14 protein-coding genes are annotated in these 14,142 nt (G+C 64.4%); 5 read left to right on the forward strand and 9 right to left on the reverse strand.

The genetic code is table 11. The features are described 5' to 3' along the window. Positions 1-73: 73 nt before the first annotated feature. The 5 genes from BJA_RS26930 to BJA_RS26950 all read right to left on the reverse strand — a co-directional run bounded on the left by BJA_RS26930 (position 74) and on the right by BJA_RS26950 (position 7,040). Positions 74-463 carry a Zn-ribbon domain-containing OB-fold protein gene (locus BJA_RS26930; protein ID WP_011088090.1) on the reverse strand — a complete coding sequence of 130 codons (390 nt, stop codon included), beginning with the start codon at positions 461-463 and terminating at the stop codon, positions 74-76. Then, on the reverse strand, positions 463-1,620 hold the full coding sequence (locus BJA_RS26935; protein WP_038967073.1) for a thiolase domain-containing protein: 1,158 nt from the start codon (positions 1,618-1,620) through the stop codon (positions 463-465). Before BJA_RS26935 ends, BJA_RS26930 begins: the two co-directional genes overlap by 1 nt. A 147-nt stretch (positions 1,621-1,767) precedes the next feature. Then, on the reverse strand, positions 1,768-2,130 hold the full coding sequence (locus tag BJA_RS26940) for a hypothetical protein (protein WP_011088092.1): 363 nt from the start codon (positions 2,128-2,130) through the stop codon (positions 1,768-1,770). Between the two features lie 201 nt (positions 2,131-2,331). Beyond that, positions 2,332-3,345: a hypothetical protein gene (locus tag BJA_RS26945; protein WP_236842079.1), complete on the reverse strand. Its 1,014-nt coding sequence runs from the start codon at positions 3,343-3,345 to the stop codon at positions 2,332-2,334. 203 nt (positions 3,346-3,548) lie between these two features. Continuing rightward, complete coding sequence (locus tag BJA_RS26950; RefSeq protein ID WP_011088094.1) at positions 3,549-7,040, reverse strand: indolepyruvate ferredoxin oxidoreductase family protein; 3,492 nt, start codon at positions 7,038-7,040, stop codon at positions 3,549-3,551. Between the two features lie 293 nt (positions 7,041-7,333). On the opposite strand from BJA_RS26950, the gene BJA_RS26955 reads away from it, so the two are divergent. Then, a complete protein-coding gene (locus BJA_RS26955) occupies positions 7,334-8,554 on the forward strand; it encodes a cytochrome c (RefSeq protein ID WP_011088095.1) in 1,221 nt (406 codons plus the stop codon). 91 nt (positions 8,555-8,645) lie between these two features. Here BJA_RS26955 and BJA_RS26960 read toward each other — a convergent pair whose 3' ends face one another. Beyond that, a complete protein-coding gene (locus BJA_RS26960) occupies positions 8,646-9,287 on the reverse strand; it encodes a trimeric intracellular cation channel family protein (protein WP_011088096.1) in 642 nt (213 codons plus the stop codon). A gap of 189 nt (positions 9,288-9,476) precedes the next feature. Between BJA_RS26960 and BJA_RS26965 the strand changes: the two genes are divergently transcribed. Beyond that, positions 9,477-9,872, forward strand: a complete 396-nt coding sequence (locus tag BJA_RS26965; protein WP_028171415.1) for a hypothetical protein — start codon at positions 9,477-9,479, stop codon at positions 9,870-9,872. Between the two features lie 60 nt (positions 9,873-9,932). On the opposite strand, the gene BJA_RS26970 is transcribed toward BJA_RS26965, so the two are convergent. Genes BJA_RS26970 through BJA_RS26980 form a run of 3 tightly spaced genes read right to left on the reverse strand, consistent with a single transcriptional unit; the run spans position 9,933 to position 11,481 of the window. After that, the gene (locus BJA_RS26970; RefSeq protein WP_011088098.1) at positions 9,933-10,742 is read right to left on the reverse strand and encodes an isocitrate lyase/PEP mutase family protein; all 810 of its coding nucleotides are present in this window, start codon (positions 10,740-10,742) and stop codon (positions 9,933-9,935) included. Positions 10,743-10,793: 51 nt separating this feature from the next. Further along, positions 10,794-11,144 carry an antibiotic biosynthesis monooxygenase family protein gene (locus BJA_RS26975; protein WP_011088099.1) on the reverse strand — a complete coding sequence of 117 codons (351 nt, stop codon included), beginning with the start codon at positions 11,142-11,144 and terminating at the stop codon, positions 10,794-10,796. 28 nt (positions 11,145-11,172) lie between these two features. Next, on the reverse strand, positions 11,173-11,481 hold the full coding sequence (locus BJA_RS26980; RefSeq protein ID WP_018647290.1) for an NIPSNAP family protein: 309 nt from the start codon (positions 11,479-11,481) through the stop codon (positions 11,173-11,175). 195 nt (positions 11,482-11,676) lie between these two features. On the opposite strand from BJA_RS26980, the gene BJA_RS26985 reads away from it, so the two are divergent. The 3 genes from BJA_RS26985 to BJA_RS26995 all read left to right on the forward strand — a co-directional run bounded on the left by BJA_RS26985 (position 11,677) and on the right by BJA_RS26995 (position 14,109). Next, on the forward strand, positions 11,677-12,375 hold the full coding sequence (locus BJA_RS26985; RefSeq protein WP_028171413.1) for an ArsR family transcriptional regulator: 699 nt from the start codon (positions 11,677-11,679) through the stop codon (positions 12,373-12,375). Positions 12,376-12,573: 198 nt separating this feature from the next. Then, positions 12,574-13,581 carry an alpha/beta fold hydrolase gene (locus BJA_RS26990; protein WP_028171412.1) on the forward strand — a complete coding sequence of 336 codons (1,008 nt, stop codon included), beginning with the start codon at positions 12,574-12,576 and terminating at the stop codon, positions 13,579-13,581. A 285-nt stretch (positions 13,582-13,866) separates the two neighbouring features. Beyond that, positions 13,867-14,109: a GCG_CRPN prefix-to-repeats domain-containing protein gene (locus BJA_RS26995; protein ID WP_008143062.1), complete on the forward strand. Its 243-nt coding sequence runs from the start codon at positions 13,867-13,869 to the stop codon at positions 14,107-14,109. Positions 14,110-14,142: the final 33 nt, after the last annotated feature.

Raw genomic sequence — 14,142 nt, forward strand, 5'->3', positions numbered from 1 at the left:
CCCTCATCCGGCGCTTCGCGCCACCTTCCCCCACAAGGGGGGAAGGAAGAATTCGTAGGATGGGTAGAGCGCATCAGGCCGGCGTGAAGAACGGCAGCGGTGCGCCGTCGGTCGGCTTGAACACCACTCTCACCTTCTGGCCGATCTTCAGCTTTTCGAGATCGCAATCGACGAAATTGGTCTGCACCGAGGGGCCTTCCTTCAGCGTGACGTAGCCGATGGCGTAAGGGCCGGTCGGCGACTTCCGCATCAAGCTCCAAGTGTAGATCGTGCCCTCGCCCGAAGCCTCCTCCCACACCGTCTTGTCAGAGTAGCAGAACGGGCAGATCGAGCGCGGGAAGTAGTGCGCTTCGCCGCACGCGGTGCAGCGCTTGATCATGAACTTGCCCTGCTTGGCTGCGTCCCAGAACGCGGCGGTCTCGGGGTTCGTCACCGGGGCCGGATACTTTTTCGCTTCACTCATTACACGCGCTCCAGAATGGCCGTCGAGGCGGCGTGGCGAACGCCCAGAAGCCCGCCGGTGCCGTGGGCGATGGCGAGATCGCAATTCTTGACCTGCACCTTCGGATGCGCCTCGCCGCGCAACTGCCTTACGGCCTCGATGATCTTGGTCATGCCGCCGCGGTTGACGGGATGGTTGCTGCAGAGGCCGCCGCCGTCGGTGTTGAACGGCAGCTTGCCGACGCCCGAGATCAGATTGCCGTCGGCGACAAACTTGCCGCCCTCGCCCTTCTTGCAGAAGCCGAGGTCCTCGAGCTGCATCAAGACGGTGATGGTGAAGCTGTCGTAGATCGAGGCGTATTTGATGTCCTTCGGCGTGATGCCGGCTTCCTCGAACGCACGCGGGCCGGACCAGATGCCCGCGGAGTATGTGAGATCGAGATCCTTGCCGCCGCGCGGTCCCTTCATCGCCTCGCCATGGCCGATCAGCTTGACCAGCGGCTTCGTCAGGCTCCTGGCGATCTCGGGCGTGGTCACGATCAGCGCGCCGCCGCCGTCGGAGACGACGCAGCAATCCATGCGATGCAAGGGATCGGAGATCATCGGCGAGTTCAAGACGTCCTCGACCGTGACGACGTCCTTGAGCATTGCATGCGGATTGTATTGCGCGTGGTGCGAGGCCGCGACCTTGATCCAGGCGAGCTGCTCGCTGGTGGTGCCATAGTCGTGCATGTGGCGCATGGCACACATGCCATAGGCATTATGCGTAGTCGCGCCGTAAGCGGACTCGAAATCGGCTTCCGCGCCGGCCGCGCGCGGCGGCATCACGCCGGTGCGCGGCTTGCCGGCCAGCGTGATCAGCGCGATCGAGCACTTGCCCGCCGCGATCGCTTCCGCGGCATGACCGAGATGGATGATGTAGGAACAGCCGCCGGTCTCGGTGGAATCGACGTGGCGGAGCTTTTTGGTGTTGAGGCCGAGATAGTCGACCATCGGCCAGGCGCCGCCGGGCGCGTCGCCCGCGCAGAAATAGCCGTCGACATCGTCCTTGCTGAGCCCGGCATCCTCGATCGCGCCCTTGGCGACCTCGGCGTGGAGCTGGGCGGTGGATTTGTCCGGCGCATGCCGGGTCGGGTGTTCGTAGATCCCGGCAATGTAGGCCTTGCCCTTGATGGTCAAAACAGAGGTCTCCGCTCGCGTTTCTTATTGCCCCGTTTTTCTGAACCGCACTGGCCCTGTTGGCAAGCGCGGAAATATTCCGTCGGGCGAGAGGGCAGCAGGTGGGCGCAAGTGGGCGATATTGCCCCGCCGTCGATCACAGCCCCGTCAATGGTGGATCTCTAGAACAATGATCGGCATCGGCGCCGTGCCGCTCCAAGCGGTCGCGACGTAGCAGTAACTGTCAGGATAGTCGTCGAGACTGAAGCAATCAGCGTCCCGGGCTATCAGCCGCCCCTTCACCTCGGTCTTCCAGAACGAAAAGCGGTCGGCGGCCGATATCCATCGCAACGGCTTTCCAACGTCCGCGACCACGAAACTCGCACCGTCCCGCAGAAGCAGCTCGATCTCAGCCGCGCCCACTCTTTGGTCAGGCCGGACATCCAACAGACCTTCGCTGTTCCAAAGCTCGGTAAGCGGCAGGCACGTCACGATGCGCCAAGCAAAATCCATATTCGACCACAGGTCCATTTCAGCGCGGACAGCCTCACGTCGCCGCTCCAGCCAGGCAGAATCCTAAAGGTGTTTTGCCCGACGTCACAAGCGACTTTCGTTTTATCGAAAGAACCCGTTGTACGAAAACAACCCCATGCACAGTAGAACGGCGATTGATATCAAACAGGAAATCGCGAGGGGGATCTGCCTAACCCAACCGACGTCCCTCTCCTGCGATCAAGCCGCGCCCGGACGCGCGCGATAGCGGAACGCGGTCACCGCGGCCAGGATCAGGCCGAAGACGAGAAAGACCGCGCCGCCCTTCACGCCAAAACTGTTCTGGTATTGGGCTTCGGCCGCGTCGTCGACGATCAGAGGCCGCGCATCCGGCCTGCCTGAGAGATAGCGGATCCTGGTCTGCCTGACCGTCTGGACGCCGTTCCGCGTGATCTGCCGCCAGAAGGCAGGGCTGATGTGGGTCGGCCCGTAGCTTTGCTGTTGTCCGCTCTTGTCGGTCCACGCCAGGGTAACGAGATAGCTCGGCGCGTCGCCGGCTTTGTTCACTTCACCGTAGGCACGCGTAATGTCGGCGGTGGCCTCATCGCCGTGGTCGAGGATCTCCTTCAACGTGCTTTGCTCGAAATAGGAGGTCACTAGCATGTAGCCGCCGAATGGAAGCATCACGGCGGCCAAGATCCCGAGGATGAAAGGAAAGGGCCGCCGCGATCCGGCGGCGATTGCGGCGCTTCCCGGCCCGCTTCGACGCGCCGACCATGCCTGCCATCCGATCACGAGCACCAGCATCACGGCGCAGATACCTGCTCCCGCCGCCATAAATCTGGACGTGGACCGGATATGGCTCAGATGATCGTCGATATCCTCGACGATCACAGGAAGCGATGAATCATCGTCAACGGCCTGAATGGGGACCGTCAGGAGCTTGAGCTGATTGCCAACCGTGATGCGCGCCGCATAGGCGGCGCTGACCGCGATGCCCTTGCGCTCGCGCTGAACGCCGTCCTTTCCGATCCATTGCAATCCGATCGACAGATTTTCGTCGACATAGCGGGGCCAGAACCCGTCGAACACGAACGGAAATCGCGTCGAGACGACTTCAGCGGACGTGATCTTGCCCGTGGTGCCGTAGCCATCACGCATGACACGTTCGATATCATGCTGATTCCAGTACATCCCCAAGGCCGCCAATACGCCAACGGCGACCAATACAATCAAGACACCGCGCAATGACATCGATCGTCGCTCCGCATAGCGCACGACCGCATCACCCGCCGCGCGCCACTATCGCAAGTTGCTGATATCGCGCGGTCACAACCCTTGTCAAACGTAGGTCTTGTAGGGTGGGCAAAGCGAAGTGTGCCCACCTCTTCTGACTCAATCCTGGTGAGGTGGTGGGCACGGCGCTTCGCGCCTTTGCCCACCCTACGGGACTTGCCCTACTCCGCCGCGATCTGCCGTGGCGCGGGCGGCGGGCTCGCCAAGTCCGCGGCGAGCTGGGCGTAGCGGGCCTTGGCGTCAGCGACGGCCTTCTCCTTCACCGGGCCGTAGCCGCGGATGCGGTCGGGCAGCGAGAGCAACTCCACCGCGGTGTCGATCGTGAGCGGCGACAACAGGCCGAGCACGGTGGCGACGTCCTTTTCGTAGCCCACGATCAGGTCGCGCTCGAGCTTGCGGTCGGCGCTGCGGCCGAAGATGTCGAGCGGGGTGCCGCGCAGGAACTTGAACTTCGCCAGCACGCGGAAGACCTTCAGCATCCACGGGCCGAAGGCGCGCTTCTTCGGGCGGCCCAGGGCATCGACGCCGGACGCCAGGATCGGCGGCGCGAGATTGAAGCTGAACTTGAAATCGCCCTCGAACTGGTCGCGGAGCTGCTGCTCGAAGGCGCCGTCGGTGAAGAGGCGCGCGACTTCGTATTCGTCCTTGTAGGCCAGCAGCTTGGCGTAGTTCACCGCGACCGCGCGCGGCAGCGCGTCGTCATAACCGCCTTGCCTCGCGGCATCGCGAACCTGATCGACCAGCTTGCGATAGCGTTTTGCCAGGCGGCCGTTCTGATAGGCGGTCAGATGCTTGGCGCGATGCTCGACGATCTCGTCGAGCGTCATCGCATCCAGCGTCTTGGGTGCGACAACCTCGCCCGTTCCCTTCAGCATGCCCGCAAGACGCTCGGGATCGGCGACCGCGAGGCGACCGAGGCGGAAGGCTTCCTTGTTCATCTTGATCGCGACGCCATTGACCTCGATCGCCTGCTCGATCGACTCCGCCGCCAGCGGGAAGAGCCCCTTCTGATAGGCGTAGCCCATCATCATCATGTTGGTAGCGATGCTGTCACCGAGCAGCTGCTCGGCGGGCTTGGTGAAGTCGAAGAAGACGGAGTCCTTGTGCAGTGCCGTCTCCAGCAATCCGTTCAGCTTGCGCGTCTGGAAGTTGAAGTCGCGGTTGAGGACGAAGTCGGCGGTGGGAATGACGTGGCTGTTGATGATGCCGCGGGTGCGGCTGCTGTCGCAGAGCGAGATGGTGTCCTTGGCGACCGCGACCACCTCGTCGGCAGCGAGGACGAGATCGGCCGTGCCGGTGACGATGCGCGAGCACGTTACCTCAGCCGGATGATCGGACAGGCGGACATGGCTCAGCACCGCCCCGCCCTTCTGCGCGAGGCCCGACATGTCGAGGATCATCGAGGCCTTGCCCTCGATGTGGGCGGCCATGCCGAGCAGCGCGCCGATGGTGAGCACGCCGGTGCCGCCGACACCGCCGACGGCGATGTTGTAGGGCTTGTCGAGCGTCGGGCGCGAGGCCGGCTCGGGCAGCGCGCCGATCTCTTCAAGCTCGGCCGGCGCACGGTGGCGCGGCGCGCCGCCGTCGACGGTAACGAAGGACGGGCAGAAGCCCTTCACGCAGGAATAGTCCTTGTTGCAGGACGACTGGTTGATGGCGCGCTTGCGGCCGAACTCGGTCTCCAGCGGCTCGACCGAGATGCAGTTCGACTGCACCGAGCAGTCGCCGCAGCCTTCGCAGACGGCCGGGTTGATCATGACGCGACGCGCCGGATCCTCCATCAGGCCGCGCTTGCGGCGGCGGCGCTTTTCGGCGGCGCAGGTCTGCACGAACACGATCGCCGAGGTGCCCTTGTACTCGCGGCACATCTTCATGACGTTGTCGAGTTCGTCGCGGTGATACTTCTTCACGCCGGGCGCGATGGTGTCGGCGGGATAGGTGTCGGGCGCCTCCGAGACCAGATAGATCTCGCGGATGCCCTCGGCGTGGAGCTGGAAGGTGATCTGCTGCGGCGAGAGATCGCCGTCATGGCGCTGGCCGCCGGTCATGGCCACCGCGTCGTTGTAGAGGATCTTGTAGGTGATGTTGGTCTTGGAGGCGACCGCCTGACGGATGGCGAGCAGGCCAGAGTGGAAATAGGTGCCGTCGCCGAGGTTGGCGAAGATGTGGTTCTCGTTGGTGAAGGGCGCGATGCCGACCCACGGCACGCCCTCGCCGCCCATATGCGTGAACGTCTCGGTCGAGCGGTCCATCCACAGCGCCATGAAGTGACAGCCGATGCCGGCCAGCGCGCGGCTGCCTTCGGGGACCTTGGTCGAGGTGTTGTGGGGACAGCCGGAGCAGAAATACGGGGTGCGGGAGACAGGCGCGGTGGCCTGCATCTGTGTGGCCTGGCGGCCGTTGAACCAGTCGGCCTTGACGCGGAGCATCTCCGCGATCTCTGGGTTGAGATTAAGTCGGAGAAGTCGCTCGGTGATCGAGGTCGCAAGCGAGGCGACGCTGAGCTCGGCGGCGAAGGTCAGGAAGCGCTTGTCGTGCTCGTCCATCTTGCCGACGATGCGCGGGCGGACGTCGTCGCGCCAGTTGAACAGCTCCTGCTTGACCTGGTTCTCGACGATCTCGCGCCGCTCTTCGATGATGAAAATCTCTTCGAGCCCGACCGCGAACTGGCGCACGCCTTCCGGCTCCAGCGGCCAGGGCATGCCGATCTTGTAGAGACGGAGACCGATCTTGGCGGCAACCTCCTCGGTGACCCCGAGCTCGCGCAGCGCCTGCCGCACGTCCTCATAGCTCTTGCCTGAGGCCATGATGCCGAAGCGCGCGTTCGGCGAATCCATGGTGACGCGGTTGACCCTGTTGGCGCGCGCGAAGGCGATCGCGGCAAAGCCCTTGTAGTCCTGGAGGCGGCGGTCCTGCTCGAAGCGGTCGTCGGGCCAGCGCAGATTGAGGCCGCCGGGCGGCAGCTCGAAATCGGGCGGGATGATGAAGGGCTTCATCTCGTCGGTGAGGTCGATCTCGGCGGTGGTCTCCACCGTCTCCGTGATCACCTTCATGCCGACCCAGCAGCCCGAGTAGCGCGACATCGCGATCCCGAGCAGGCCCATCTCGATCATCTCGTGGATGCTGGACGGGTAGAGATACGGCATCAGCGCGGACATGAAGGCGTGGTCGGACTGATGCGGGACGGTCGAGGATTTTGCGCCGTGGTCGTCGCCGGCCAGACACAGCACACCGCCGTTCTTGGCCGAGCCCGCGGCATTGCCGTGGCGGAACACGTCGCCGCAGCGATCGACGCCGGGGCCCTTGCCGTACCAGATGCCGACCACACCGTCATACTTGGCGCCGGGCGAGAGATTGAGCTGCTGCGAGCCCCAGACGGCGGTCGCGGCCAGGTCCTCGTTCACGCCGGGCTGGAACTTGATGTTGTACTGCTCGAGATGCTTTCGCGCCGCAAAGAGCTGCTGGTCATAGCCGCCGAGCGGCGAGCCGCGATAGCCGGAGATGAAGCCCGCGGTGTTGAGGCCATTGGCGCGGTCGCGCCGGATCTGGGCCATGGGCAGGCGAACCAGGGCCTGGATGCCCGTGGTGAAGACGTGTCCGGTGTCCTGGGTGTATTTTTGATCGAGACTGATCGGACCCTGGTTGATTCCCATGCTGTCCTCTTTCCACGCCCTGTTCAGGTCTTTGTCACTTAACGTCGCTTAAGCCGTTGCCTGCCCGTTGTTTTTAGCTAGGGCGCGCCGACCATCTCCGCCACTCTATGTCGGATATTTAACGCTCCGCACCACAAATCTGGACCAAAGCGAGCGCCAGGTAAAAATCGCAATTTCGTGGCTGCAAAGGCATCAGGCATTTTCAATTTGTGTCACCATACCCCCGCCGTCGCGAAATGAATTGATGCCCCCGTCACGCAGGCGACGTCGATTGGTCGCAGGAAAGGCTCTCGATGCGGACGATTCTGGCTGGCCTGGCTGTGGGTTTGGCGTTGTGCAGTGCGGTTGCAGGCGCGGCCCTCGCCGCCGAACCGTCGCCGGAGCTGATCGCCTATGGCAAGACGCTGGTCGAGGCCGGCGACTGCGCGGGCTGCCACACCGCCGATCCGGCCAAGCCGTTCGCGGGCGGAAAGCGCATCGACACGCCCTTCGGCGCGATCTATGCGCCGAACCTGACGCCCGACCGAGACACCGGCATCGGCGCCTGGGCGGATGCCGATTTCACCCGCGCCCTCCGCTATGGCGTCGCGCCCGACGGCTCGAACTACTATCCGGCCTTCCCCTATCCCTACTTCACGAAGATGACGAAGGACGACACGCTGGCGATCCGGGCCTATCTCGGCACGCTCGCGCCCGTCGTGAGCCGCAACAAGCCGCCGGAGTTGCGCTGGCCGTTCGGTTACCGCGGCCTGATGCGGATCTGGAATGCCATGTATTTCAAGCCCGGCCTGTTCGAGCCGGACCAGAGCCAGAGCGCGGCGTGGAATCGCGGCGGCTATCTCGTCACCGGGCTCGGCCATTGCGGCGCCTGCCATACGCCGAAGAACTATTTTAGCGCGGACAAGCAGGCGCAGGCATTCGCCGGCAACGAGATCGGCGGCTGGTACGCCCCAAGGCTCGATGGCGCGCCGCGCACCGGGCTGAAGTCGTGGAGCGTGGAGGACATCGCCGAATATCTGCAGAGCGGCCGCAATGCCAAGAGCCATGCCGACGGGCTGATGGCGGAGGTGGTGGTCAACTCGACCTCGAAGATGAGCGACGCCGATGCGCGCGCGATCGCGGTCTATCTGAAGGGCCTGCCGCCGGCGCGGCGCGAGACGATCGTGACGCCGCCCGACGAGGCCGAGATGAAGGCCGGCCAGGCGGTCTATGCAAAGCTCTGCATCGCCTGCCACGAAGCCGACGGCACAGGAGCGCCGCGCATCTATCCGCCGCTGCCCGCCAACGCGCTGCTGCAATCGGTCAATCCGTCCTCGACGTTGCGCATCATCCTCGACGGCGCCCACACCGTGACCACGCCGCGCGCGCCCAACACCGGCGAGATGCCGGCCTATGCCAAGCAATTGTCCGACGGGGAGATCGCGGCGGTGACGAACTACATCCGCAATTCCTGGGGCAATTCGGGCCCGCTGGTGACGCCGGCGCAGGTGGCGAAGGCGCGGAAGCAACCGTAGCCAGCTCTCTCTCCCGTCATTGCGAGCGCAGCGAAGCAATCCAGAGTCCCCACGCGGAAAGATCCTGGATTGCTTCGCGAGGTGGATGGAGCTACCGCTCATCCTCCTTGAACACGAATTTCGGCATCTCCCATTTGTAGCGCACCGCGAGCAGGCGGAAGCTGATGCCGAGGATGAAGGTCAGGATCGTCCAGAGCTCGGCGTTGAGATTGAGGCCGAAGGCCGTCGCGTAGAACAGCCCCGTCACCACGGAGACGCTGGCGTAGAGCTCGGAGCGAAACAAGAGCGGCACGTCGTTGCAGAGCACGTCGCGCAACACGCCGCCGGCGCAGCCCGTCACCATGCCCGAGACGATGACGATCGGCAGCGAGACATCCATCTGCCAGGCGATGTCGCAGCCGGTCATAGTGAAGACGACGAGGCCGATGGCATCGAGCACGATGAAGGCGAGCTGAAGCCGGTGCACGAGGCGCGCGAACAGGATGGTCAGCAGCGCTGCAGCGCCAGGGAGCACGAGATAGATCGGGTTCGCGACCCAGGCGAGCGGATAGTGGCCGAGAAACAGGTCGCGCAGCGTGCCGCCGCCGAGCGCGGTAATGCTGCCGAGCATGCAGACGCCGACATAGTCCATGCTGCGCCGCCCCGCAGCAAGCGCCGCGGTCATGCCCTGCGCCGTCAAGGCAACAAACGCCAGAAGGTGCAGCACGCTATCGCTCGGCGGCAGGCTCCACATCGCTTTGTTCCCTTATTCCGCCCGTGGAACTTACGTCCGCGGTTCCAGGATGAACAAGGGGTCCATCCGGGATGAGCAGGTTCCCGATTCCCGACGCGGGGGCAACATGCGACGAAAGCATCAGAGGGGGCGGAACAGAATCTCGCATCTATGGGTTGTCCAGCCGCCATAATCGAGGAGACCCAATCGATGGCTGACGACCGTTTCCCCAACGATCCGTATCGCCCGAATCTCGCCGATGATGAGTATCTCCGTGCGGCGCGACGGGATGCCGACCTTCAGGTCGACCCCGAGCTGGGCGAAGGCCCCGCCTCCAGCGGCAAGGTCGCACTGTTTGCCGTGGCTGTCGCCCTGGTGCTGGGTGCCGTGTTCTACGGCTTGAACAACACGACCACCGGCAACCAGGCGAGCAACGAGCCGGCGAAGCAGACGGCCCAGCAGGCTCCGCCGGCCAATCCAGCGGCGCCTCCCGGCATGCGCGACGTGACGCCGCGCAACAACACCGCGCCGGGCGTGACCACGGGTGCTGCGCCGAGCAAGCCGGCCGCGCCGGATCCGGCCGCACCGTCTAACGGCGCGAAGTAAGACTTCGCAGTGACGCATGAAAGCGGCGGGACACAACATCCCGCCGCTTTTCGTTTGGCTCTAGCTGAACATCTTGTTGAGCTCGCCGCCGGGATAGCCGCTGCCGAGCTCGGTGAAGGTCCCCTTCTCGGCCATCTCCTTTGCCGCGCGCATGAAGCCGCCCCACGCGGCGCGGGCGAGCGAGCCACCGACGCTGATCCGGCGCACGCCGAGATCTTCGGCCTCCTGCAAGGACAAGCCGGAACCGCCGATCAAGAGGTTGAACGGCTTCGGTGCGACAGCCTTGACCACCGCGGCAATGTCCTCGCGGCTCTTCAGGCCCGGCGCGTAGAGGCAATCGGCGCCGGCGTCGGCGTACGCGGTGAGCCGGTCGATGACGAGCTTGAGATCGGTCACGCCCCACAGATAGGCCTCGCAGCGGCCGACCAGCAGCGTGCCGCTGTCGCCGATCGCCTTGCGCGAGGCCATGATGCGCTCGACCGCGAGCGCGCGATCGTAGAGCGGCCTGTCCTTGTCGCCGGTGGAATCCTCGATCGACAGGCCGGCGACGCCGGTACGCACACAGCGCTCGACATTGTCAGCGACCTTGTCCGGCTCGACCGCAAAGCCGCCTTCGAAATCCGCATTCACGGGAATGTCGACCGCCGAGCTCAATGCTGCCAGATGCTGACAGACGTCCTCGACAGTGACGTGGTTGTCGGCCTTGCCGATGGTCCACGCAAAGCCCGCGCTCGATGACGCAATCGCCTTGAAACCGAGATGCTGCAACGCCTTGGCGCTGCCGACATCGACCGGATTGGGCAGAATGAAGCAGCCGCTCTCGTGCATCTTCCTGAAGGTCGCGCGCTTGTCCGCGGTCGTCACGTGCATGTTTCTCTCCCTTGTTGGCCGCGCAGACATAGGCACGCATTCAGGGCAGCGCTAGTGCGCATCGTGCACGGCGCGACTGTCCTTCGGCGCCTCGTCGCGATCGTTCATGCCGTAGTCCCTGATGACGCTGGCGATGCGCAGATGATAGTCGGCAAAGATCTGTGCCCTGCCCTTGGCCTGGGTGCGCCGGTGCTCCATCGTGTTGCGCCAGGCCTGCACGGCTGCCTCATCCCGCCAGAACGACACCGACAGGATCTTGCCTTTCTCGGTCAGGCTCTCGAAACGCTCGACCGAGATGAAGCCGTCGATAGTTTGCAGGATCGGCTTCAGATCGGCTGCAAGGTCGAAATAGGTCTGGCGATGCTCGGGCTTGGGCCAGACCTCGAAGATCACGGCGATCATGGGCGTCTCCTGCTGACGGTGTCGTGGCCTACAATACCACCTTGCGCAGGAAGGTGCGCTCTTCCGCGAGGATGAACTTGTGTTCCTCGGCGAAATGAAAGTTCGCCATGCCTTCCGCATCCTGGCGCAGCCGGGCGCGGTAGGCCTCGTAGGCGGCCAGGCTCTCGAAGGTGATCAGTGCGAAGGCGATGTTGTTGGTGCCCTCGTGCGGCATGAAATAGCCGATCAGGTCGCCGCCGCATTTCGGAATGATAGTGAGCCAGCGCTTCGAGTATTCCTCGAACTGCGCGCGCTTGAACGGATCGAGCTGGTAGCGGATGAAGACGGTGACGGACATGTAAGGCTCCTGTGTTTCCACCTCGTCATTGCGAGCGCAGCGAAGCAATCCAGGAATCTCTCCGCGGAGACAGCCTGGATTGCTTCGTCGCCAGTGCAAAATTGCTTCGCAATTTTGTCACGGGCTCCTCGCAATGACGACTTGGTGAGAGCCTACGCGCTTGCCCGACCGCAATGCTTCGGCTACCATCGAAGCATGAAATCAGGACCCGACATCGCCATGGTCGCTTCGCTGGTCGGCGACCCCGCCCGCGCCAACATGCTCACGGCGCTGATGAACGGACGCGCGCTGACCGCGAGCGAGCTCGCGCAGGAGGCCGGCATCACGCCGCAGACGGCGAGCTCGCACCTTTCGAAGCTCGAGGCCGGCGGGCTGGTCGAGCCGGAGAAGCAGGGCCGGCATCGCTACTACCGCCTCACCGACGACGACGTTGCCGGCGTGCTCGAAGGGCTTGCGGGCCTCGCCGCTCGCACCGGCCACATGCGCGTGCGCACGGGACCGAAGGATCCGGCGCTGCGGCGCGCGCGCATCTGCTACGATCATCTCGCCGGCGATCTCGGCGTGCAGATGCTCGACACCATGCGCGAGCGAAACCTGGTCAGGCAGAAGAAACAGGACATCGAGCTGACCGCCGAGGGCGAACGCTTCCTCGCCAAACATTTGCAGATCTCGCCCGACATGCTCGCCCATCCGCGCCGGCCGGTGTGCAAGGCCTGCCTGGATTGGAGCGAGCGGCGCCACCATCTCGCCGGCACGCTGGGCGCCACCATGATGCAGCGCTTCACCGAGCTGAAATGGGCCGCGCGCGACGCCACGCCGGGCAGCCGCGTGGTGAATTTCACCCGCACCGGCGAGAAACAGTTTGCCGCGCTGTTCGGGAATGGGAAGGACTGATCACGCCGGAAGCGTGACGGCACACAATCGCGTGTTAGCTCTCACTCTCGTCATGGCCGGGCTTGACCCGGCTGTTCACAGGTTTACTGGCACCGTCATTCCGGGATGGTCCGAAGGACCAGACCCGGAATCTCGAGATTCCGGGGTCGCGTCTTCGACGCGCCCCGGAATGACGTTCTGCAAAAGCCAGAGAGCCCAATGATCCGCTTCCTCCCGGCCGCGCTTGCCGCCGCCCTCCTCGCCGCCCCTCTTGCCGCATACGCCGCCGACACCACACCACGCGAGCCTTACGGCATCGCGCTCGAAGGCTTCGCCTATCCCTATCCCGTGCACCTGCTGCCTGTTGTCAACGACGGCGAGCAGCTCAGCATGGCCTACATGGACGTGGCGCCTCAGCAACCGAACGGCCGCACCGTGGTGCTGCTGCACGGGCGCAATTTCCCGTCGAGCTACTGGGCGCCCGTCATCACGATGCTCAGTGAGGCCGGATTCCGCGTCGTGGTGCCGGACCAGATCGGCTTCGGCAAATCCTCCAAGCCGCAAGGCGAGCTGCATTTCGACACGCTGGCGCGCAACACCATCGCGCTGCTCGATCACCTCAAGATCGACAAGGCCGAGGTTGTCGCGCATTCGCTCGGCGGCATGCTGGGCGTGCGCATCGCCCGCGCTTATCCCGACAGGGTCGCCCACCTCGTGCTGACCGCGCCCATCGGGCTGGAGGACTACCGCCTCTACGTGCCGCCGACGCCGACCGAGAAGATGATCGAGAGCGAAGACAAGCTGACGGCCGAGGGCTATCGCAAGCAGCTCCAGACCAATTACGCGATCAAGCTGCCGCCGGATGCAATCACGCCGTTCATCGACGCCCGCTTCAACATCAAGGGCAGCCCCGACTATCCGCGCTGGCTGCGCGCCTTCGTGAGCTCCGGGCAGATGATCTATCGCGAGCCGGTCGCGCACGAGGTCGCGCTGATCACCGAGCCGACGCTGTTCATCATGGGCGCCGACGACCACAACGCACCGGGCCGGCCAAACGCACCGGAAGCGCTGCGCGCGAAGATGGGGCAGAACGCCGAGCTCGCGAAGGCGTTTGCTGCGAAGATGCCGAATGCGCGGGCCGAGGTGATCCTCGACACCGGCCATCTCGTCTTCCTGGAAGCGCCGGAGAAATACAGGGAGCTGGTGCTCGGCTTTCTCGGCCGGTAGAGCGTTTTCGAGCAAAGTGGATACCGGTTCGCGTAGCGTCAGAACAAAGAACCTGGAGGCCCGCTTCGATTCCATCGGAACGGGCCGCTGGCGCCATTGCTGTCGCCTGAAGCCGTATGCGGACAACGTTCATGCCGCATTCAGGTCATGATTGGCAGGTTTGGATCGCGACGTGTCGGCACGTTTCTCCCCAGATTTAACGTGTCGAATCGTGTCTTTTGATTCATTGTGCGCCGCAAGCGCGCTGCCCAAACATTCTGTCCCGAGGACGAGAAGGAAGTTCAAATGAAATATCTCTTCGCCGCCGTCATGCTCGCCAGCGCGGTCGTCGGTTTCAGCGAAGCGGCCAGCGCCGCCGGCGGTTGCGGCCCCGGCTGGTATCGCGGCCCCTATGGCGGCTGCCGTCCGATGGCCGGGCGCCCGCCGGTTGTCGTCGTGGCGCCCCGCCCCGCGCCGGTCGTAGTCGTGCGTCCGCGCGTGTGCCCCTATGGCTTCCGCTGGTACGCCGGCCGTTGCCGGCCGTTCTGATCTCGTCCTTTCGCATCGCGAATGGCCGCGCGG

The organism is Bradyrhizobium diazoefficiens USDA 110, assembly GCF_000011365.1.
In the GTDB taxonomy this organism is placed as follows: Bacteria; Pseudomonadota; Alphaproteobacteria; order Rhizobiales; family Xanthobacteraceae; genus Bradyrhizobium; species Bradyrhizobium diazoefficiens.